Below are 20,466 nucleotides of genomic sequence, written 5' to 3'. Positions count from 1 at the left end.
CAAATACCGCCCGCACCGGAGACTCTGGGGATACTGACAAGACAGACATCCACAGAGGTTCCCCATGATTCCACGCACACTCTTTGATGCAGACCTGGAAGGCTTCCGCGACTCCGTCCGAAAATTTCTTGAACAGGAGGCGGTGCCCCATCAGTCCCAATGGGAAAAAGACGGTCAGGTCAGCCGAGAGGTTTGGCAGAAAGCCGGCGAGCTGGGCTTCCTTTGTCCCACCATGCCCGAGGAGTACGGTGGGGTGGGAGCGGACTTCCGCTACAGTGCGGTGATCATGGAGGAGCTTGCCAAGGCAGGCACCACAGGCATCGGTTGGAACCTGCATTCGGATATTGTCGCGCCTTACATTCTCAACTACGGGGCTGATGCCCAGAAAGAGATGTACCTGCCCAAGCTGGCTTCCGGCGAGATGATCGGCGCTATCGCCATGACCGAGCCCGGTGCCGGGTCAGATCTCCAGGGTATAAAGACGACGGCAGTTAAAAACGGCGACCATTACATCCTGAATGGTTCCAAGACCTTTATTACCAATGGCCAGATGGCCGACCTGGTCATTGTGGTTGCCAAAACGGACCCAAAAGAGGGCGCCAAGGGCACCAGCCTGTTTCTGGTGGAGTCTGCCTGGGACGGCTTCGAGAAAGGCCAGAACCTTGAGAAAGTCGGACTCAAGGCACAGGATACCTCTGAGCTGTTCTTCCAGGATGTCAAAGTGCCCGAAAGTCACTTACTGGGCGGACGTGAGGGGCAGGGATTCTTCCAGCTCATGCAGGAGTTGCCGGCAGAGCGTCTGCAGGTTGCCCTGACAGCGGTGGCCGCTGCCGAGGCGGCCTGGGAGTGGACCCGAACTTATGTGAAAGAACGCAAGGCCTTTGGTAAACCGATAATGGCATTCCAAAATACTCGTTTCAAAATGGCTGAAATGAAGTCTGAGATTACCGCGGCCAGGGTATTCACCGATCGCTGTCTGGAACTGCACCTGGACAAGAAACTGGATATACCTACCGCAGCAATGCTTAAACAGCACACCACCGACCTTCAGTGCCGTGTAATGGACGAGTGCGTCCAGCTACACGGTGGCTACGGCTATATGTGGGAATACCCCATCGCCCGGGCTTGGGCGGACTCCCGGGTACAGCGTATCTATGCCGGCACCAACGAAATCATGAAGGAGATCGTCGCCCGTTCATTCTGAGGTGGGGCACGCCAGTAACCGGGGCGGCCATGCTCCGGTTACCTAAATTTACAAATTGCCAATCCTATCAAGGTTCCACTTATCTACATCGCATAGCATGTCGTCACAACCTCTAACAAGGATAACGGTTGCACGATGACACGCCATTCAGCAGTTACTCTCGCCTTTGCGGCACTTGCCCTTTCCGGTTGCGGTGAAGAATCCACCGAGCTTCCGGTGGATGGCCGCGATATCGACGGAGCCAGTCTCCAGGCGCCGGCAAGCTACAGTGGCCGAGTCATCGATGGCTACCTGCGCAATGCTCGGGTCTGGCTGGATGTGGACGGCGATTATCAATATACCCCGGGTCCGTTGACTGTAGAGCTTGGATCAGGCATCTCCGTAACCTTGCCCAACGGTGAGCCGACCGCTATGAGTGGCGAAGGTGGACAGTTTACCCTCGACACCTCGGAGCTTAGCCGGAACGCGGAGGAGGCCGCCGACCTGGACCCGCGGGATTACGCCCTGATTGCGATAGCGATTCCCGGCACTACTGAGGAAGAAACCCGCTCAGGCAACCTGGTGCTCAACCGTGGCTACAGGATGAGTGCCCCTGCCGGCGTCACCAATATTACCCCACTGACAACGCTTCAGCGCGCTGCGGGCGACCTTGGCCAAGACCTACGCGGTTCGCTTGCGAATATCAATCTACAGGCTGACTACATTCTGGCCGGCAATGAGCGTGCTCATACTTATGCCCGGGCGTTGGCCCGCTTCATGGCCCTGCACTTTCCCGAGCAGGCAGGTAACGAACTGGGCGACGGCACCGAGACGGTGCTCAGTGGCGGTGCCCTGAATCTGCTTCGTATCGTACTGGTGGATAACGCCGCCGCTGTGGTTGATGCCGTTGATGAGTTTGTCGCAGGGGGGGCGTATACCAACGTTTCAATTGATGAACTAGCCTTGCCTCAGGTGAGGATCGACCTCGACGACCCGGTCCTTCTCACGCGCCAGGTCGTCCGCGCCCACGGCTCAGATGGGGGTATCCCCGCCTCCCGTCCCAGCGCCATCGCGGAGTCCGCCGAGCTTGAATTTCGGTACAACCCGGCAGGGCAGCTACAGGAAGTGATGGCCAACGGATGCATGGAGCCGGATATGAAAGATCTGGTGAGGCTTGCGAATGCCGGTGGCATGATGGCGGCCACCAACATGCAGGGTATGGTGAGCGTTTCTCTTTCCCAGGCCAGCCGGGATGAATATACAGATGAAGATGAAATAGACGAGCGTCTGGTTCTTGACTGGGCCGAAAACAGCGCCCGGTTCCATTCCAGTACGGCCTGTCTGCAGAAGGCGACCGGTGGCGACCCTGAGCGGGAGTATACCTGGACCCTCAACGACGCCGGACAGGTGAGTGCTATAACTGATGGCCAGAGCGTTCTCCGGCCAGACTACACCAACGCCTCTCAGGCCTTCTTTGGTTACACCCTTGAAAAGAACTCTGTAATCCAGGAGGTAACGATCAGCGACCCGCCTCCGGACGATAGCGCCCCGGTATGCGATGGTCCCTACGATCCGGAAGACCCTCGGGTGGTTTCCTATCAGCAGTCCTATTCATTCGGAGGGGGCTCACCGTACGCGGAACTCGATTGGGATATAAGGGGCCAACGGCGGAATTTGCTCAGCTATGGGTTTAGCGTGGAACTGGAAGGCGGCAGCAATCTGCTGGAATGGGAGTTTCTTTACCAGGCCCCTGAAACTACGCCCGATCAGGTGGGTCTTGTAGAAACGGCTACATTGTCTGAATACAACGTGCCCCAGACGCCTCAGACCTGTGGCCGTGAGGTAGGAACACTGGCCAGTACTGGGCTTTACGCTATTGTGACGTCAGAGTATTCGAAGTTATCTGACTACCTGGCACAGGCCGACAGTCAACCGTTCTAGAGCCGGGAGTGGTCCACGACGACGGAAGTGTCCGAGTGGACCTGTGCCTGGGTTATAGCTGATCGTTTTGGGTGTGTACTACCGCCATTTCCTGGGGAAGGAAATGGTGCCGAGGAGAGGACTTGAACCTCCACAGGGTTGCCCCTACTAGCACCTGAAGCTAGCGCGTCTACCAATTTCGCCACCTCGGCAGGTGACTACAGATGTTCCTTCGCTCCATCGGCATTCGTTCCTGGCCTGTTAAGCCAAGTCTCAGAATGTGCCAACAAGGAGGAAATCTGAGGTCGGTTCAGAGTGTGCCTGAACCAATGGCGCGTACTTTAATCATTCGGAAAATCACTGTCAAACATTTTTTTGGAGCTCTGAAATTGCGGCTCGGTTAGGCGCGAATGGGTACTCGCGTTATACTCAGGGGCACATTCAAATACGGCACCCAGCCATCCTGGGTGGCAGGGCAGATTAAAGGCATAGTCGGAATGGCGTCCAGGAAGAAAACGGATAATGATCCCCACGCTCAGCGTGAAGCCCAGAAATACGATAACCCTATCCAGAGCCGGGAGTTCATTCTCGAGCATTTACGCTCGCGTGGTGCGCCGGCGACCCACGAAACCCTGTGTGAAGAGCTTGGCCAGCATAGCCCCGAGGGCATAGAAGCGCTGCGTCGGCGTCTGATTGCCATGTGCCGGGATGGCCAGGCCATCTGTAATCGGCGCGGTGCCTATCTGCCCATCGACGAGGCTGATCTGGTGACAGGCCGGGTTGTCGGTCACAGGGACGGATTCGGCTTCCTGGTGCCGGATGAAGAGGGCACGGACCTTTTTCTGAGCGCCCGTCAGATGCGGCAGGTGTTTCATGGTGATCGGGTTGCTGCCCGGGTCGACAGTGTCGACGATCGCGGCCGCCGCGAAGGGGTTATTGTTGAGGTGCTTGAGCACCGTACCCAGCAGACAGTAGGGCGCCTGTTCCGGGAAAGCGGTATCTCCTTTGTAGTGCCCGAAAATGCCCGCATCAACCATGAAGTGCTGATTGCGGAAGAGCACTGCGGAGATGCCTACCACGGCCAGTACGTGGTGGTGGATATCCTGCGCCCGCCCACCATGCGTTCAAAACCCACCGGTAAAGTGGTTGAAGTGCTTGGGGATCACATGGCGCCAGGCATGGAAATCGCTGTTGCCATCCGCTCCTATGATATCCCCCACAGCTGGCCCCCGTCCGTCGGTGAGCAGGCCGCAGCCATTCCCGCCGAAGTGCCCGAAGCCGACAAGGCAAACCGGGTCGATCTGCGTAATCTGCGTCTGGTTACCATCGATGGCGAGGATGCGCGGGACTTTGATGACGCTATCTACTGCGAGCGCAGGCCCCGCGGCGGCTATCGGCTTGTGGTCGCAATTGCCGATGTATCTCACTATGTCCGGCCCGGTACGCCGCTGGATGACGAAGCCATCAATCGCGGCAACTCGGTGTACTTTCCGGATCATGTAGTTCCGATGCTGCCAGAGAAGCTTTCCAATGGGCTGTGTTCACTGAACCCAGGAGTGGATCGCCTTTGCGTTGTGGCTGACATGACGATCAGCGCGGCCGGACGGATCAGTGGTTACACCTTCTACCAGGCCGTCATGCACAGTCATGCCCGACTGACCTATACCAAGGTCAGCCACATGCTGGAGCATCCAGAGTCTGAGCAGGGCCAGAACCTGAGAGAACAGTATGCGGATGTGGTACCGCACCTTGAGGTGCTTTATGACGCCTACAAGCTGTTCCGCAAGGCCCGGACCGAGCGAGGGGCGATTGACTTCGAGACTACCGAAACCAAGATAGTGTTCGACCCGTCCCGCAAGATTGAGGAAATTGTTCCGGTCCACCGGAACGATGCCCACAAGATCGTTGAGGAGTGCATGCTGTGCGCTAACGTAGCCACTGCCCGATTCCTCAAGAAGCACAAGATTCCTGCCCTGTACCGCGTTCATGATGGCCCTTCGCCAGAGCGCCTGGCCGCGGTGCGTCTGTTTATCGGCGAGCTGGGGCTGCAACTGGGCGGTGGTGATAATCCGACCTCTGCTGATTATCAGGCTCTGCTGTCTTCCATCAAAGACCGTCCGGACGCCAATGTGATTCAGACTGTCATGCTGCGCTCCCTGAGTCAGGCGGTATACAGTCCGGAGGAGAGCGGACACTTTGGCCTTGGGTTTCCCAGTTACACCCATTTCACCTCGCCGATACGACGCTACCCGGATCTGATCGTTCACCGCGCCATCAAGTCCGTGGTGCATGGGCCTGAGGTTGCTGAGACTGTTGTTCAGCCCGCCAAGAAAGATCCGGAGCTGGCCCATTATCCCTACGATCAGGCACGGATGGTTCAACTGGGCGAGCACTGCTCAATAACCGAGCGTCGTGCCGATGATGCCACCCGCGACGTGATGGCATGGCTGAAGTGCGAGTACCTCAGGGATCACGTTGGCGAAGAATTCGAAGGTGTTATCTCGTCCGTGGTGCCGTTCGGGTTCTTTGTCGAGCTGAGCGGCGTTTACATTGAGGGGCTGGTGCATGTTTCCACCCTGAGCGGCGACTTTTTCCATCATGACTCGGCAAAGCATCGCCTGATCGGGGAGCGCACAGCGGTAAGCTTCCGTCTTGGTGACGAGGTCCGGGTGCAGGTCGTGAGGGTCGGCCTGGAAGACCGCAAGATCGATCTGGAATTGATCAGTGAGCCCCAGCGCCGCCAGGCAGATCGTGATGCTCTTGCGGTCAAGAGCCGTGATGGCAAAGGCAAGAAAGGCGAGGGTAAAGGACGCGGCAAATCAGAGAAATCCGGCAAAGGCTCAGGATCCCGCTCAGCCAAGCCCAAATCGGCCAAGGCAAAGCTGTCCGAAGAGGCTGCCCGGGCCGCTGACGCTGGTCATGGCAATAGTCGCAAGGCCGAAGCAGGGGCAGACAAACCTGCTGGTAAGAAGCCCAAGGCCGGTGGAGCGTCACGTCGGCGCCCCAAGGCACGGAAGGCGAGCGAATAAACCGTGGCTGACGAATTTGTTTTTGGCTGGCACGCCATCGAGGCGGTGCTGAAGCAGGAGCCCGGCCGTCTGCAACGGGTATGGATACAGACGGGCCGCGAGGACAGGAGAGTTCAGCAAATCACCTCAGTTCTTGATGAGCTTGGTGTGGCTTGGGAGGTGGTCCACCGTCGGGAACTCGATGCCCGGGTGGCCGGGGTCCATCAGGGTGTCGTTGCCCAGGTAGGCGTCAGCCGCGAATGGGATGAAGTGGACCTGTTGTCCTCTTTGTCGGCCGGAGGCAAACCACCCTTTCTGCTGGTTCTCGATGGCGTCACTGATCCCCATAATCTCGGAGCATGCCTGAGAACGGCGGATGCCGTGGGTATTCAGGCGGTCATCGTGCCGAAAGACAAGTCAGCCTCACTCAACGCCACGGTTCGCAAGGTGGCCTGTGGCGCAGCCGAGACCGTCCCTCTGGTTAGGGTTACTAACCTTGCCCGTTTTCTGCGCAGTCTCAAAGAGGAAGGTGTCTGGCTGATTGGCACGGCAGGCGAGGCGGGGGCAACCTTGTACCAGGCCGACTTCACCGGCCCGGTCGCCCTGGTGATGGGCGCCGAAGGCAAGGGCATGCGTCGCCTGACCCGGGAGCATTGCGATCTGCTGATCAGCATCCCCATGCAGGGGCAGGTGGACAGTCTCAACGTTTCGGTGGCAACCGGCGTCTGTCTTTACGAAGCCCTGCGTCAAAGGCTTGCATAGCAGCCCTTACCCGCCTAAAATGCGTCTCCCCCTTTTGTGGGGGCGGTTCCGTATTGTCTGAAAACACTTCAGTAAGCGTTTGCCGACTGTATAAAAACAGTAAAACCGGCGGCCCAAAGCTGCCACCTCCTTGCTTCTTCGGGCGTGATCCGAGGGAAGCTGTTCAAACCGTAGGGAGAACTCATGCGTCACTACGAAGTCGTTTTTATGGTACACCCGGATCAGAGCGAGCAAGTGCCCGCGATGATCGAGCGTTACACCAACGTCATCACTGAAGATGGCGGCAAGGTGCATCGCCTGGAAGATTGGGGCCGTCGTCACCTGGCTTACCCGATCAACAAGATTCACAAGGCTCATTACGTCCTGATGAACATCGAATGTTCCCAGGCTGCGATGGACGAGCTGACTCACAACTTCCGTTTCAATGACGCGATTATCCGTGATCTGATCACACGCGCTGATGAGGCGGTTACCGAGATGTCACCCATGAAAGCCTCTGAGTCCCGTGAAGATCGTCGTCCTGGCGGCGAAGACCGTCCGGCGCGTCGTCCAGCTGAATCCGACGAATCCCGTCAGGCTGATACCCAGGACGAAGAAGAGTAAACCACCACCGGAGTTGAGGAGTTTTTCATGGCTCGTTTTTTCAGACGTCGCAAGTTCTGCCGCTTCACGGCAGAGGGTGTGAAGCAGATCGACTACAAGGATCTGGACACACTGAAAGGTTATATTACTGAAACTGGCAAAATCGTGCCCAGCCGTATCACCGGCACCAAGGCACGTTACCAGCGTCAGCTATCCAGTGCGATCAAACGCGCTCGGTTCCTGGCACTGCTGCCTTACTCGGACAGCCACGACAAGTAAGCAATAACAGGACTCGGGACCATGCGTGCATTGGCACAATTTGTAATGCGCGGTCCCCTGCAGGCAGCCGGGGTAGCCGTTGTCACGATGGCGGTCCCCTTGTTGTTCTGGATCGGAGCCGCCGTCGTTGGCCTGGTGACCTTGAGGCTTGGTCTCAAGCAGGGCCTTAATATCGGCATCTGGGCGGTGCTGCCAGCATTGGGGTGGGCTATTGCGGGGGGCGACCCTACCGCACTGGCCGTACTGATACTGGTGTTCGTCATGAGCGCTGTGCTCGGGATTACCTTTTCCTGGGAGCGGTCGCTGGTGGTGGGCAGTGCGCTCACTCTGATCATTGGCTTTTTGTTGCCCCTGCTGTATCCGGGGCTGCTCGATCAGCTGGTGCAGGCCGGCGTGTCGTTTTACGAGCAGTATAATCCGGAAGTTGCCCAGGAACTGGGTGGTCAGCTGGAGTCGGCAGTGAGACAGACAATGAACGCCAGCATGGCAGGCGCTTTTCTGATGACGGCCATAGCGCTGACTATGCTGTCGCGGTCCTGGCAGGCGAAGCTCTACAACCCCGGTGGATTTCGGGAAGAGTTTCACAGCTTCAGGCTCTCCGGACCTGTGGCCACCTTGTCAGTCGTGGCCATGGTTGGTGGCCCGCTGCTGGACCTGAATTCGGTTCTGATCGTGTGGGTCGCTGGCACGCCCCTGGTGATTGCGGCCATCGCCCTGGTGCATGGGCTGGTCGGTCGGCGGGGGATGGGGGTGCAGTGGCTGGTAATGTTCTACATTGCATTGCTGATCCTGGGTCCGAGTCTGTTATTGGTATTGGTTGTTTTGGCATTTGTGGATAGCTGGCTGGATATACGGAGGCGAATCAAGCCTGCCGGACCGGCTGAATAAAGCACGAAGAGGTTAACGAGATGGAAGTTATTCTGCTCGAAAAAGTTGCAAACCTGGGCTCCCTGGGTGACAAAGTGAAGGTCAAATCTGGCTATGGCCGCAATTTCCTGGTGCCTTACGGCAAAGCCGTACCAGCCACGGAAACCAACCTGAAAGCGTTTGAAGAGCGTCGTGCGGAGCTTGAGAAAGCTGCCAACGAGAAGCTGGCCAACGCCCAGGCGCGTGCCGAGGCTCTTAACGGCGCCTCTTTCACCATCAGCTCCAAAGCCGGTGATGAAGGCAAGCTGTTCGGTTCTATCGGCGTCCGTGATATTGCGGATGCAGTTAGCACCAGCGGAACGGAAGTTGAAAAGAGCGAAGTCCGACTGCCAGAAGGCCCGCTGCGGGCTGTTGGCGAATACGACATCGAGCTTCAGCTGCACTCGGACGTCACTACCGAAATCAAGCTGGTAGTGGTTGCCGAGTAATCATCAGGTGGGGCCCGGCCACGCCGGCCCTTTCTGATGTAGTTCGCCCAATGCTCCGATTGGAGCAGTGGTGAACCGATCAGGCCCGGAGTCGCGAGAGCGGCTTCCGGGCCTGTGTGTTTCTGATATGCTTGTACGCCTATGCAGCCTTTCCGATTCCGGACGAGGGCTAACACGGGCCGTTAAACCACCTAAGATGCAGTCATGGCGAAACCCAACCTGAAACCGTCCCCAATAGATGCTGAAACCAGCCGAATCAAGGTGCCGCCCCATTCCATAGAGGCGGAGCAGGCCGTGCTCGGTGGTCTGATGCTTGATAATCGTCGTTTTGACGAAGTCTCGGAGATCATCACTGCAGATGATTTCTACCGTCAGGGCCACCGGCTGATTTTCGGCGCCGCAGAGCGTCTGGCAGGAGATAGCGAGCCTCTGGATGTGGTGACCCTCGCTGAGTTCCTGGAGCGCGCGGGGGATATAGAAGACGCAGGGGGGCTGTCTTACCTGGCTGAACTCGCCGAGAAAACACCAGGCGCGGCAAACATAAAAGCTTACGCCCAGATCGTTCGGGAACGCTCGGTAATGCGACAACTGGTGGAGGTGTCGGGCGCTATTGCGGATTCTGCCTTCAATCCCCAGGGCCGGAACAGCGATGAACTGCTGGATGAAGCCGAGCGCAATGTATTCCGTATTGCTGAATCCCGTACCAAGGCGGGGTCGGGCCCTCAAAGCATCAATCCCATACTGACCAAGGCCCTGAGCCGTATTGAGGCCCTGTTTGAATCCGGCGACTCCATCACTGGCCTGACCACTGGTTTCAAGGATCTGGATGAATGGACATCCGGTATGCAGCCCTCTGACCTGATCATCGTGGCCGGGCGGCCGTCCATGGGTAAAACCACTTTTGCCATGAACATCGTCGAGAACGCCCTGCTCAGTTCCGACGAGCCGATACTGGTGTTCAGCATGGAGATGCCAGCGGATTCCATCGTCATGCGTATGTTGTCATCGCTGGGGCGTATCGACCAGAGTCGGATGCGAAGCGGTCGGCTGGAGGAAGATGACTGGCCACGGCTTACCTCTGCTGTCAGCTTGCTGAAAGACAAGCCCCTGTACATTGATGACACCCCCGGCCTGAGCCCTACCGAAATGCGGTCCCGTGCCCGCAGAGTGGCCAGGGAAAACAACGGCAAATTGGGTCTGATCATGGCGGACTATTTGCAGTTGATGCGAGTACCGGGCTCCACCGAAGGCCGAACTGCGGAGATTTCCGAGATCTCCCGCTCCCTGAAGGGGCTGGCCAAAGAACTGAGCTGCCCCGTCGTGGCACTGTCCCAGCTCAACCGCAGCCTTGAGCAGCGGCCCAACAAGCGGCCGGTAAACTCCGACCTGCGGGAGTCGGGCGCCATTGAGCAGGACGCGGACGTGATCATGTTTGTGTACCGGGACGAAGTCTACAATGAAGACACCCAGGACAAGGGCATCGCAGAGATTATCATCGGCAAGCAGCGTAACGGTCCGATAGGAACGGTGAGGCTGGCCTTTATCGGCAAGTTTACCAAGTTCGAGGACCTTGCCCACGGCGACTACGGCGGAGACTATTAATGCCTCGTCCGACCCAGGCCATCATTGATCTTGAGGCCCTGCGTTTTAACTACGGTCTAGCCCGCGACCGCGCTGTCCCCGGCCAGGCCATGGCTGTGGTGAAGGCTGATGGCTATGGCCATGGCATTGCCAGGGTCGCCCAGGCCCTTGCCTCGGATGCACCGTGCTACGCGGTCGCCTGTCTGGAGGAGGCTTTGGCTATTCGCAAGGCCGGGCTGGCGCATCCCATTGTCCTGCTCGAAGGCGTGCACGCAGAAAAGGACATGTCCGTGTGTCTGGAGCAGTCCCTCGAACCGGTGCTCCACAGTGACATGCAGTTGAGTTGGCTGCGAGGAATAGCGACGCCGCCTGTGGTCTGGCTGAAGCTCAATACGGGTATGAACCGATTGGGTTTCGAGCCTCGGGATTTACCGGCGCTAATGGCCCGGCTGGACCAACAGGAAGTGCGGGTGCGAGGGCTTATGACCCACTTTGCCTGCGCCGACGATCTTGCCGATCCATTCACCCAGGTTCAGACTGCCGTGCTTGAAAAGGCTGCCGAGGCGTTCCCGGGCTTACTCCTGAGTGTGGGTAATTCGGCGGCACATTTTCGTCCGGAACAGCCGCTGTTTCACTGGAGCCGGCCGGGGATCATGCTTTACGGGGCGACGCCCATGCTGGATGCCAGCGGTCCCGAGCTTGGGCTGAAGCCGGTCATGAGTCTGGTCTCGGAACTGATTTCAGTACGCACGTTGGAGCCGGGCATGACGGTCGGGTACGGCGCCACCTGGCAGGCGGAGATACCTACCCCCATGGGTATCGTCGCCATCGGCTATGGGGACGGTTACCCGCGCCATGCAGGCACCGGTACCCCGGCCGTGGTTAACGGCACCCGAGTCCGCCTGATTGGCCGGGTGTCGATGGATATGCTGGCGGTTGACCTGTCCTCTGTGCCCGACGCCCAGCCCGGAGACCCGGTGGAGCTATGGGGCGGGCAGCTGGGTATTGACGAGGTTGCAGCGTCTGCTGGTACCATTGCCTATGATCTTCTGACGGGGGTGACCCCACGGGTGCCCAGGGTCTATGTGAACTGACCGAACAGTCAGATCATGCTGCTGGTTCTGGCTCGCAGATAATCTCTTCAATAAAATCAAGAATGTCCTTCAGGCTGCGGTCGTCGAGTTTTTTCAGTACCTTGTGGACAACCATTTTGCTACCTTTGAGCATACTGCCGATGCCCATGCGGGCCATGCTCATCATCATGTTGCCAGCCCGCAGGCGGCGCAGCGGCTCCAGAAAGAAAAAATCCAGCCCGGACTCGGTGAGCTCGACAATAAGATTGTAGAGCCTGTCTATGGCCTCTTTGTCAGCGGTGCCACGTTCACGCAGTTGGTTAACCGTATTGAGGGCACGGCTTTTTAGTTCGTCGGAGATGGGTGCGACAATATGGCTCTGCTGCTTCAACATATATAACCCTGCTAAGGTATCGGAAGTTCCGGAAACGACTGAAGTTGTGTCGCTTTTTGTAACTGCATTGTAACCCTGTGAAGCCTGATTCCATTGGCTTCAATGTGAATGCGCAACCGTCAGATAAGTGATACAAATAGGACGTGAAAGCCGGTGCTGCCTGAGGTGGCGCCGCCCGACCATCAAGAGAAAGTGGAATGGCTGACGCTCTGTGAATGTTCTTGTTGTACATGACTACGGCCCACTGGGTCATCTTCTGCTGGAGAGACTGAAGCAGACCTCTCTGCACATCAGTCCCTTGCTGATTAGCGAGCCGGAGAAGGTGGAGCTGTCGGTGCTGGCTGATTGGATTCCTGAAGAGACAGATCTGATCGTCAATGCCTTGTGGCTGAGCGACCCGGAGACTGCCGAGGAAGACAGTGAAACCACCCAGCAGGGTGCTTTTTCGATCCCCATCGCGCTGGCCGAGCATGCCCGTATTCACTCCATGGCCTTGTTTCAGCTTACGACCGGTTATATTTTTGACGGGCGCAAACAGAGCGCCTACATAACCTCCAATCCCGGGCAGCCGTTCAGCCAGTTGGGGAACTGGCAATGGGAATGTGAACAGGCACTGCGGACCCTGCTGCCCCGCCACCTGATTCTGCGCACGGGCTGGAGTCTGGGGCGGTACATCCAGAAGGTTCAGCACGAGGGTGAAACCAAGTCGTCCCTGCCGTTCTCAAGCCGCCACCGCGGCCAGCCGGTCGGTAGTCGTGATCTGGCGCGGGTAATAGCAGCGATGGTGTTGCAGGTAGACTGTGGCGCCGAGGTGTGGGGTACCTACCAGTATGCCGGCGCAGAGGAAGTGACCCAGTATGACCTGGGGCTTGCCATCCTTGGCCTGGGGCAGTTGCCGGATAACCGGAAGATCATTGACAAGGTGCCGGAATGGGCGGCGCTGGAGCCGGAGAATATGACGTTGGGCTGTACCAAGATCCGTAATACCTTTGGCATAAAACAGTTGCCGTGGCGTTCGAGCCTGGAGGATGAATACCGATTGCTTGAGGAAGACCTGGCGGCTACGAGCGGCAAAGAGCTTATCGGCTAGCCTGCGCCAAAGAGAGACTTGATCAGTGTCAGCTCAGGATTTACACCGGGCGAAGGTCAATGCCACCTCCTGCAGTAATTCCACATCCAGTAGCTCTACCTCCCGGCCTTTCGCATTGATCAGGCCCTGGTTCTGAAAACGGGTCATCACCCGGCTTACTGTTTCAACCGCCAGTCCCAGATAATTGGCGATGTCGTTCCGAGCCATGGGCAGGTTAAAACGGGTCGGCGACAGACGGCGGCGCTCAAACCGGGATGACAGCGATAACAGCAGTGAGGCGATCCTCTCCTCGGCGGTGTTCTTGCTGAGCAGCATGGCGTGCTGCTGGCTACTCTGGATTTCCGAACTCATGAGCTGAAAAAAGTGGTGTTGTAGCGTGGGTAGCTTGCGCGCCAGCACTTCCATATGGTCAATGGGAAGCTCACAGACACTGGTGCGCTCCAGGGCGTAGGCTGAACAGGCATAGCTGTTGCCACTGATGCTGTCCAGACCCATGATTTCACCGGGCAAATAGAACCCGGTCACCTGCTCATCGCCACTCTTGTTAATAATGGTGGTCTTGATGGCGCCGCCACGAACCGCAAAGCAGGAAGTGGCTTTTTCGCTCTGCTCGAAAATGGTTTCGCCCCGACTGAACGAACGCCCCTGCTTGATGATGTCTTCCAGGCGCTCTATATCATCCTCCCCGACAGCCAGAGGCAAACACAGTTTGCTCAAGCTGCACTGATGGCAGAGGGCTTTCAGTTGAGGACGGGTAGTGGCGATCGGATGGCCCATGGCAGCTCTCTCATGAACTTCAAGTCCCGTAAGCGTCCACCAAGACGCGTCAGGATGACTTGACGGATATCAAGTATACAGAGTAACGGTATAGGGCCATTGTGCCAAGTGTGGAGAATCAGCTTTCTGGGTCGGCTGCACCGATCCCATGGCACAGCCGTATGTTCTCTGTAGTCTAGCTGGGCTGTTGGAAGACCAGGGAGGCATTTGTTCCGCCGAAACCGAAGCTGTTGGACATCACGGTCTCCAGATGCGCGGATTTGGCCTCGGGACCTACCAGCGGCACCCCGGTGATCTTGGCATCAGTGGAGTGAAGATTGGCGGTACCCGATATAAACCCGTTCTGGAGCATCAGTAGGGAATAAATTGCTTCCTGCACCCCGGCCGCACCTAGGGAGTGCCCGGAAAGTGACTTTGTGGATGAGATTGCCGGAATATGCTCTCCGAATACTTTTTTAACGGCGCCCATTTCTGCCACGTCACCAACCGGTGTACTTGTTCCGTGTGCGTTAATATAATCGATCGGTCCCTTTACGGTGGCCATGGCCTGTTGCATGCACCGGATCGCGCCTTCCCCAGACGGTGCAACCATATCGTGCCCGTCGGACGTGGCCCCGTAGCCGGTCAGTTCCGCAATAATGTTGGCGCCGCGGTTACGGGCATGCTCAAGCTCTTCAATAACCACCATGCCCCCGCCACCGGCAATGACAAAGCCATCCCGGCCGCTATCGAAAGGCCGCGAAGCAGTTTCTGGTGCATCATTGTATTTGGTAGAAAGTGCTCCCATGGCATCAAATAGCATGGTCAGGCTCCAGTCTTCTTCCTCGCCTCCACCGGCAAACACGATGTCCTGCTTGCCAAGCTGGATCTGCTCCATGGCATGGCCGATACAGTGAGCACTGGTTGCGCAGGCGGACGACATGGAGTAATTGACCCCCCGGATCTTAAAAGCGGTGGCCAGACACGCTGAAACAGTGCTGGTCATGATGCGCGGTACCATATAGGGGCCAATCCGCTTGACGCCTTTCTCCCTCATGATATCGATGGCTTCAACTTGGCTGGCGCAGGAGGCGCCACCGGAGCCGGCAATGATCCCAGTGCGGTCGTTGGAGATCATCTCGTCCGTCAGTCCGGAAGATTCGATGGCTTGTTGCATGGATAGATAGCTGTACATGGCGGACTGCCCCATGAACCGTCGCAGTTTGCGGTCGATCTGGGTCGTGTCCACGTCAACGGAGCCGGACACCTGGCTACGAAAGCCTTTGTCCCGATAAGCTTCATTGAACTTTATGCCCGACTTGCCCGTGCGAAGGCTTTCAAGCACCGACTCGGTAGAATTGCCAAGGCAGGAAATAATGCCCATTCCTGTTACGACGACCCTTCTCATAATTTCCTCCTTCCGATCGTCGACCGTATGAGACGACCGAGCGTGTTTGTTCAGTTAGAAACAGTGTAGGGATATTATGCGTCTGCGCATACCTGACCTTGGTACAGGTGCAGGCCACCGGCCCATGTTACCTTTTCTTCCTCTTCAGATTTTTCTCGCTCTCGACCTGCTCCCGCTGTGCTTTGGCTTGCGCCTCCAATCGGGTCTCTTCGGCCACCATGGCGGGGGTTTCCAGACTGATGGCCCCGAGTTTCCCAGAGCGGAACTCATTGAGCAGTACCTCGGAAACCTTATGCAAGTCAGGCACGCCACCGCGGGAATAGAAGTTCCGCCTGGCGGCTATGGCGTCCATGACGGCAAGACCGCTCTCTGGCAGAGGGTCGAGTCCATAGCGCCCTTTAAGCGCGTCCGGATAGGCCGTCAGAAGGTACTCGGCGGCAAACAAGGCAACATCGTCAAACTCTAGGACTGCTGCCCGAATGGCTCCGGTAACCGCAAGACGATAACCGCAGGCTTCCGGAGACAGTTTGGGCCAGAGAAATCCGGGTGTGTCGTATAAAAGGATGTTGTCCTGCAGTTTGATGATCTGCTGGGCCCGGGTCACTGCCGGTTCGTTTCCTGTCTTGGCGACCACCCGTCCGGCCAGGGTATTGATCAAGGTTGACTTGCCGACGTTGGGAATCCCAAGAATCATCACCCGCAAGGCGCTGCGTTCCAGGTTGCGGTGTGCGGTCATCTCACGCGCCAGCTTGAGGATCGCCATGGCTTCGGCACGCTGGTTGTGGGTCAGGGTTATTGCCCTGACAGCTTTGTCCTGTTCGAGGTTTTCCTGCCATTGGCGGGTAACCGCGGGGTCTGCAAGGTCACGCTTGTTGAGGACCTTGATAACCGGCGTGTCCTGCCTTAACGCCGGGACCAGCGGATTTTCACTGCTGAACGGAATACGTGCATCCAATACCTCGATGATTAGGTCCATCTGGGGCATTATTTTTTTGATTTCCTTTCGGGCCTTGTGCATGTGGCCGGGAAACCAGTTGATGGCCATGGATCTTTTCCTTGCTTGAGTTGACAGTGGTGAACCGGGTGGCAGAGAGTAACCTGGAACCTCGTCATTGTTTAATTTGAGGGCAACTGTGCGGGACTGGCGCCATTATGGACGTGAATGAAAAAATTTTCACATAGCCTCGTCGGCGCTCCTGGCGCGGGCTGGGTCCCATTTGGTCGCATTATGTGTAGATTTTCAGGGCACACCGGGGTGAAATTTTGCGAGCGTTTGTTTTAGGGTGTACCCATAACGGATGTCATTAAATGATTAATTCACTCGGAGACGGTTATGAAGCTTAACAAAATGTTTGCAATTGCAATCCTCAGCTTGGGCCTTAGCATGCCGCTGGCAGCCCAACAGACTGCCCCTGGTGGCCAGCCGGACCAGGTTGACCAGTTGGCTGAAATCGTCGGGTTGAGCGAAGACCAGCAGAAGGAAATCCGCGGTATTCTGGACGAGATGCAGAGCAAAATTGCCGAGCTTCAGGCTGAAGCGCAGCAGATGCAACAGCAGCTCCAGGCCCAGATCAAACCTGATTATGACGAAGATGCTATTCGTAACGAAGCCGAGGAACTCGGCGAGCTGACCGGTGAAATTTCAGCGCTCTCAACGCTCATGCAGGCCAAGGTTGATGAGGTATTTACCGAAGAGCAGCGTGAAAAGCTGAACCAGCGCATGCAGCAGATGCAGGAGCAACAGCAGCAAATGCGTCAACAGCAGCGTCAACAGCAGGGCATGCAGTAAACTGGCTTATTGCTCGCAGCTTCTCGCTGCCGGGCAGCGTCAGAAAAAGGCCACCCCAGGGTGGCCTTTTTCATGTGAACGCACAAAAGTATAGACCTCTGGCCTTGAAAATCTGCTACCGAGACCAAGGTTCAGGATAGAGACCGGCAACGGCGGTATACAGGAAAGGATGCTGTCCGAGGCGCACTTGCTGCCCTAAACTGGGACCCGTCTGGTGCGACATTTCGAGCGGAAAGCAAAGGGAGATTGATGCTGAGGATATTGACTCTCAATACCCATAAGGGCCTTAGCCATTTCAATCGTCGGTTTCTCCTGCCTCAACTTCGGGACGCTGTGCGCGAGGTATCAGCTGACGTCGTGTTCCTACAGGAAGTTCTGGGGGCCCACGAACTGCTTGCTCTTCGGCATGCGGAAAGCTGGCCCGAAACATCCCATTATGAGTTTCTGGCAGATACGGTCTGGCCCCACCACGCCTATGGCAGGAATGCGGTCTATCCCATGGGGCACCACGGCAATGCTCTGATGTCCCGGTATGCCATTAGCGGGTACGAGAATATCGACATTTCCGTGGACACCGCCGAAAAGCGGGGGGTGTTGCATTGCCGAATTGAGCATCCAGAAGGCGAAGACACGGTTCTGCATGGCTGCTGTGTCCATCTGGGGCTGCGTGAGCACCATCGGAAGCGGCAACTCGCCATGCTCTGTGATCTGGTGGCATCCATTCCGCAGAGCGAGCCCATAATAGTCGCGGGTGATTTTAACGATTGGCGAGGCAAGGCTCATGAGATAATGAAAGGTTGCGGACTCATCGACGTTTTCGCGGCTGAGCATGGCGCCCCTCCCAAAACCTTCCCGGCGGTCTTTCCGCTGCTGCGCCTCGACCGCATCTATGTCAGGGGAATCAGTGAGCACTGTCCGGTGAAACTGCCGAACAGGCCCTGGTCGCGCCTGTCAGACCATGCACCGCTGGCCGTGGACATTGTGCTGTGAGCAAGGAGCTGGTGGAGGGGAACGCCATTTCGTTGATGACAAATGGCGACGAATTTTTCGCCCGTGCCCTGGAGATGGTTCGAGCCGCACGTCAGGAAGTGCTGATAGAAACTTTCATGGTGATAGACGATTCGGTCGGCCGGGAACTCCAGGAAGCACTGATTGCCGCCGCAAAAAGGGGCGTCTGGATTTCAGTATTGGCAGATGGTTATGGTACGCATTTTCTGCCAGAGGGTTTCATACAGGAAATGGAAAGGGTTGGGATTCACTTTTGTCTTTATCATCCCCAACCCAGATGGCTGCGTGTAAGAGCCAATATTTTCAAACGGCTCCACCGCAAGATTCTTGTAGTCGATGGTCATACCGCTTTTATCGGCGGAATCAATTATGAAGCCGACCACCTGTCCCGGTTTGGCGCCGAGAGTAAGCAGGATTATGCCGCGGAGCTCACCGGACCAATAGTCGACGAGATTCACCTGTTTGCCCGGGAAGCGATTCAGGAGTATTCCGGAGGAAGGCTTCGGTTTGTGGAACTGGTGAAAGAAAAAGCCTCCAAAGCTGGCGGGCAAAATGCGGCAATGCGTTTTGTGGCCCGAGATAACCGGAGCCATCGCAACAGTATTGAGAATGCCTATCTGGCGAGAATCTCCGCAGCCGAGCATCGTATTGTCATTGCCAACTGCTATTTCTTCCCGGGCTACCGTGTGCTGCGTGCGCTGCGTAACGCAGCGCGCCGGGGAGTTGAGGTGACGATTCTGACCCAGGGGCGCCCGGATTCCCGCCTGGCGAGAGCCGCAGGTTCCCTTCTCTATGACTTTCTGGTGGAGTCCGATATCCAGGTGTTTGAGTACTGGGAACGACAGCTCCATGCCAAGATAGCTGCGTTCGACGATGAATGGGCCACCATAGGATCAAGTAACCTCGACCCGCTAAGCCTGTCCCTGAACCTGGAAGCCAATGTGTTCGTGCAGGACGGGGCCTTTAACTCCCGGATTCGAAAAGCCATTGGGGAACTTATATACGGCAGCGAAGTGGTTCTGATCAATGATTCCTGGTGGAAACGGCGAACCCTGCTAAAGGGCTTTATCAGTTTCCTGGTCTACCATTTTCTACGCCACCTTCCGGGCTTTACCGCCTGGGTGCCAAAGCTTGAAAGGAGGAGCTCGAGCTTTCGCTCAAGGCACCCTTCTGGACCCTCCGGACCCGACGAGTGCTCCCCCCATGAATAGCGAGCGTCCGAACACCGGGGCCCCATCATCCGGTCCGCCGGGCTTCTCCCGGCCAAGGCCAGCGAAGCTCAGGCTCTGGGGGCGGCGCATTCTGACGACTGGTTTTCTACTATTGGTAGCATGGCTGCTGTTCACCCATGCCAGGAGAACCGACTGGGAGGCGGTATGGGCAGCACTCGCCGGATATGACCTGACTCAGATCGCGATTGCCTGCCTTCTGGCAGCGTGCTCCTATCTGGCCTATGCCTCCTACGATCTCTTTGGGCGCTATTATGTCGGCCATAGGATCCCAGTTGCCAGAACCATGTCCATCGCATTCATCTGTTGCGCTTTTACCCTGAATCTGGGAGCGCTGATCGGTAGCATTGGTTTCCGCTACAAGCTTTACAGTCAGCGGGGGGTCGGAAAGGGTGACGTTGCCCACATTGTGGGCATGAGCATCACCACCAACTGGCTCGGTTATAGCCTGTTGGCGGGCCTGGTTTTTCTCAGCGGCAACTTCTCGATTCCAGCAGGCTGGGCTGCCAGCGATGCTTTAATGAAACTTCTCGGGGGTGCGTTGGTGGCTGTGGTGGTCGGTTACTGGCTGCTCTGCATGTTTGCGCAAAAGCGTTCCTGGAACATCCGGGGCCAGGTCATCACACTGCCGTCCATAAGGATGGCTTTGCTCCAGATAGCTGCTTCCGCGGCACACTGGCTTTTCATGGGCGGCGTGGTTTTCACTTTTCTGTACGGTCATGTGGGCTATTTCTCACTTCTGGGTGTGCTTCTGTTGAGCAGCATCGCCGGCCTCATTGCCCATGTACCGGGCGCACTGGGCGTGCTGGAAGCGGTTTTTCTGGCACTATTAGCCGATACCGTGGCCCCGGCACAGCTGCTGGCCGCTCTGATCGCTTATCGTGCTGTATTTTACCTTCTGCCTCTCCTGATCGCCGTTGTTGCCTATGTACTGAATGAAATATCAATGAAAAGAATAAGCTCAGACCCGCAGCAGTAACCGCGACCATGAGCCGGAACGAAATCAGTCATCATCACTAGCCAGTCCGTCCTGCCAACCGGTTGCTCAC

At 57.0% G+C, this 20,466-nt stretch carries 19 protein-coding genes and 1 tRNA gene; 15 read left to right on the top strand and 5 right to left on the bottom strand.

Annotated elements, in window-relative coordinates; translation table 11 throughout:
* The first annotated feature begins 64 nt into the window (after nt 1-64).
* A complete protein-coding gene (locus G7W63_RS01035; RefSeq protein WP_166251797.1) occupies nt 65-1,204 on the top strand; it encodes an acyl-CoA dehydrogenase family protein in 1,140 nt (379 codons plus the stop codon).
* 135 nt (nt 1,205-1,339) lie between these two features.
* Nucleotides 1,340-3,124, top strand: a complete 1,785-nt coding sequence (locus G7W63_RS01030; protein WP_166251794.1) for a hypothetical protein — start codon at nt 1,340-1,342, stop codon at nt 3,122-3,124.
* Nucleotides 3,125-3,228: 104 nt separating this feature from the next.
* On the opposite strand, the gene G7W63_RS01025 is transcribed toward G7W63_RS01030, so the two are convergent.
* Nucleotides 3,229-3,315 (bottom strand) — tRNA-Leu (locus G7W63_RS01025).
* Between the two features lie 285 nt (nt 3,316-3,600).
* Between G7W63_RS01025 and rnr the strand changes: the two genes are divergently transcribed.
* The 8 genes from rnr to alr all read left to right on the top strand — a co-directional run bounded on the left by rnr (nt 3,601) and on the right by alr (nt 11,764).
* A complete protein-coding gene (rnr, locus tag G7W63_RS01020; RefSeq protein WP_166252033.1) occupies nt 3,601-6,132 on the top strand; it encodes a ribonuclease R in 2,532 nt (843 codons plus the stop codon).
* Nucleotides 6,133-6,135: 3 nt separating this feature from the next.
* Complete coding sequence (gene rlmB / locus G7W63_RS01015; RefSeq protein WP_166251791.1) at nt 6,136-6,873, top strand: 23S rRNA (guanosine(2251)-2'-O)-methyltransferase RlmB; 738 nt, start codon at nt 6,136-6,138, stop codon at nt 6,871-6,873.
* Nucleotides 6,874-7,056: 183 nt separating this feature from the next.
* The gene (gene rpsF / locus G7W63_RS01010) at nt 7,057-7,476 is read left to right on the top strand and encodes a 30S ribosomal protein S6 (protein WP_166251788.1); all 420 of its coding nucleotides are present in this window, start codon (nt 7,057-7,059) and stop codon (nt 7,474-7,476) included.
* Nucleotides 7,477-7,503: 27 nt separating this feature from the next.
* Nucleotides 7,504-7,734: a 30S ribosomal protein S18 gene (rpsR, locus tag G7W63_RS01005; RefSeq protein ID WP_166251785.1), complete on the top strand. Its 231-nt coding sequence runs from the start codon at nt 7,504-7,506 to the stop codon at nt 7,732-7,734.
* A 21-nt stretch (nt 7,735-7,755) separates the two neighbouring features.
* Complete coding sequence (locus G7W63_RS01000) at nt 7,756-8,622, top strand: YybS family protein (RefSeq protein ID WP_166251781.1); 867 nt, start codon at nt 7,756-7,758, stop codon at nt 8,620-8,622.
* A gap of 20 nt (nt 8,623-8,642) precedes the next feature.
* Nucleotides 8,643-9,089 (top strand): 50S ribosomal protein L9, encoded by a 447-nt coding sequence (rplI, locus tag G7W63_RS00995; RefSeq protein ID WP_166251778.1) that lies wholly within the window; start codon nt 8,643-8,645, stop codon nt 9,087-9,089.
* Between the two features lie 204 nt (nt 9,090-9,293).
* Entirely contained in the window at nt 9,294-10,691 is a 1,398-nt protein-coding gene (dnaB, locus tag G7W63_RS00990) for a replicative DNA helicase (RefSeq protein ID WP_166251775.1), read from the top strand.
* Nucleotides 10,691-11,764, top strand: coding sequence for an alanine racemase (alr, locus tag G7W63_RS00985; RefSeq protein WP_166251772.1), 1,074 nt, complete (start codon nt 10,691-10,693; stop codon nt 11,762-11,764). The genes dnaB and alr overlap by 1 nt, the downstream gene beginning before the upstream one ends.
* A gap of 13 nt (nt 11,765-11,777) precedes the next feature.
* Here alr and G7W63_RS00980 read toward each other — a convergent pair whose 3' ends face one another.
* Complete coding sequence (locus tag G7W63_RS00980; protein WP_166251769.1) at nt 11,778-12,137, bottom strand: hypothetical protein; 360 nt, start codon at nt 12,135-12,137, stop codon at nt 11,778-11,780.
* Nucleotides 12,138-12,348: 211 nt separating this feature from the next.
* Here G7W63_RS00980 and G7W63_RS00975 point away from each other — a divergent pair, with 211 nt between their 5' ends.
* Nucleotides 12,349-13,227, top strand: coding sequence for an SDR family oxidoreductase (locus G7W63_RS00975; RefSeq protein WP_166251766.1), 879 nt, complete (start codon nt 12,349-12,351; stop codon nt 13,225-13,227).
* Nucleotides 13,228-13,260: 33 nt separating this feature from the next.
* On the opposite strand, the gene fnr is transcribed toward G7W63_RS00975, so the two are convergent.
* The 3 genes from fnr to ylqF all read right to left on the bottom strand — a co-directional run bounded on the left by fnr (nt 13,261) and on the right by ylqF (nt 16,436).
* On the bottom strand, nt 13,261-14,004 hold the full coding sequence (gene fnr, locus G7W63_RS00970; protein ID WP_166251763.1) for a fumarate/nitrate reduction transcriptional regulator Fnr: 744 nt from the start codon (nt 14,002-14,004) through the stop codon (nt 13,261-13,263).
* Between the two features lie 175 nt (nt 14,005-14,179).
* Nucleotides 14,180-15,391: a beta-ketoacyl-ACP synthase I gene (gene fabB, locus G7W63_RS00965; RefSeq protein WP_166251760.1), complete on the bottom strand. Its 1,212-nt coding sequence runs from the start codon at nt 15,389-15,391 to the stop codon at nt 14,180-14,182.
* Between the two features lie 127 nt (nt 15,392-15,518).
* Entirely contained in the window at nt 15,519-16,436 is a 918-nt protein-coding gene (gene ylqF / locus G7W63_RS00960) for a ribosome biogenesis GTPase YlqF (protein ID WP_166251757.1), read from the bottom strand.
* 288 nt (nt 16,437-16,724) lie between these two features.
* On the opposite strand from ylqF, the gene G7W63_RS00955 reads away from it, so the two are divergent.
* The 4 genes from G7W63_RS00955 to G7W63_RS00940 all read left to right on the top strand — a co-directional run bounded on the left by G7W63_RS00955 (nt 16,725) and on the right by G7W63_RS00940 (nt 20,396).
* The gene (locus G7W63_RS00955; protein ID WP_166251754.1) at nt 16,725-17,180 is read left to right on the top strand and encodes a Spy/CpxP family protein refolding chaperone; all 456 of its coding nucleotides are present in this window, start codon (nt 16,725-16,727) and stop codon (nt 17,178-17,180) included.
* A gap of 249 nt (nt 17,181-17,429) precedes the next feature.
* Entirely contained in the window at nt 17,430-18,170 is a 741-nt protein-coding gene (locus G7W63_RS00950) for an endonuclease/exonuclease/phosphatase family protein (protein ID WP_166251751.1), read from the top strand.
* A complete protein-coding gene (clsB, locus tag G7W63_RS00945; RefSeq protein ID WP_166251748.1) occupies nt 18,167-19,399 on the top strand; it encodes a cardiolipin synthase ClsB in 1,233 nt (410 codons plus the stop codon). The genes G7W63_RS00950 and clsB overlap by 4 nt, the downstream gene beginning before the upstream one ends.
* Entirely contained in the window at nt 19,392-20,396 is a 1,005-nt protein-coding gene (locus G7W63_RS00940) for a lysylphosphatidylglycerol synthase transmembrane domain-containing protein (protein ID WP_166251745.1), read from the top strand. The genes clsB and G7W63_RS00940 overlap by 8 nt, the downstream gene beginning before the upstream one ends.
* Nucleotides 20,397-20,466 lie beyond the last annotated feature (70 nt).

Source organism: Marinobacter salicampi, from assembly GCF_011074795.1.
GTDB lineage: Bacteria > Pseudomonadota > Gammaproteobacteria > Pseudomonadales > Oleiphilaceae > Marinobacter > Marinobacter salicampi.
This window is presented reverse-complemented; position numbering and strand designations above follow the sequence as displayed.

Bases quoted from the DNA above. Each gene is read 5' to 3' on its own strand.
- ylqF (WP_166251757.1), bottom strand. From the start codon at position 16,436: ATGGCCATCAACTGGTTTCCCGGCCACATGCACAAGGCCCGAAAGGAA.
- rpsF (WP_166251788.1), top strand. From the start codon at position 7,057: ATGCGTCACTACGAAGTCGTTTTTATGGTACACCCGGATCAGAGCGAG.
- G7W63_RS00950 (WP_166251751.1), top strand. From the start codon at position 17,430: ATGCTGAGGATATTGACTCTCAATACCCATAAGGGCCTTAGCCATTTC.
- rpsR (WP_166251785.1), top strand. From the start codon at position 7,504: ATGGCTCGTTTTTTCAGACGTCGCAAGTTCTGCCGCTTCACGGCAGAG.
- G7W63_RS01035 (WP_166251797.1), top strand. From the start codon at position 65: ATGATTCCACGCACACTCTTTGATGCAGACCTGGAAGGCTTCCGCGAC.
- G7W63_RS01000 (WP_166251781.1), top strand. From the start codon at position 7,756: ATGCGTGCATTGGCACAATTTGTAATGCGCGGTCCCCTGCAGGCAGCC.
- rnr (WP_166252033.1), top strand. From the start codon at position 3,601: ATGGCGTCCAGGAAGAAAACGGATAATGATCCCCACGCTCAGCGTGAA.
- alr (WP_166251772.1), top strand. From the start codon at position 10,691: ATGCCTCGTCCGACCCAGGCCATCATTGATCTTGAGGCCCTGCGTTTT.
- fnr (WP_166251763.1), bottom strand. From the start codon at position 14,004: ATGGGCCATCCGATCGCCACTACCCGTCCTCAACTGAAAGCCCTCTGC.
- G7W63_RS00955 (WP_166251754.1), top strand. From the start codon at position 16,725: ATGAAGCTTAACAAAATGTTTGCAATTGCAATCCTCAGCTTGGGCCTT.
- dnaB (WP_166251775.1), top strand. From the start codon at position 9,294: ATGGCGAAACCCAACCTGAAACCGTCCCCAATAGATGCTGAAACCAGC.
- fabB (WP_166251760.1), bottom strand. From the start codon at position 15,391: ATGAGAAGGGTCGTCGTAACAGGAATGGGCATTATTTCCTGCCTTGGC.
- G7W63_RS01030 (WP_166251794.1), top strand. From the start codon at position 1,340: ATGACACGCCATTCAGCAGTTACTCTCGCCTTTGCGGCACTTGCCCTT.
- G7W63_RS00940 (WP_166251745.1), top strand. From the start codon at position 19,392: ATGAATAGCGAGCGTCCGAACACCGGGGCCCCATCATCCGGTCCGCCG.
- G7W63_RS00980 (WP_166251769.1), bottom strand. From the start codon at position 12,137: ATGTTGAAGCAGCAGAGCCATATTGTCGCACCCATCTCCGACGAACTA.
- rplI (WP_166251778.1), top strand. From the start codon at position 8,643: ATGGAAGTTATTCTGCTCGAAAAAGTTGCAAACCTGGGCTCCCTGGGT.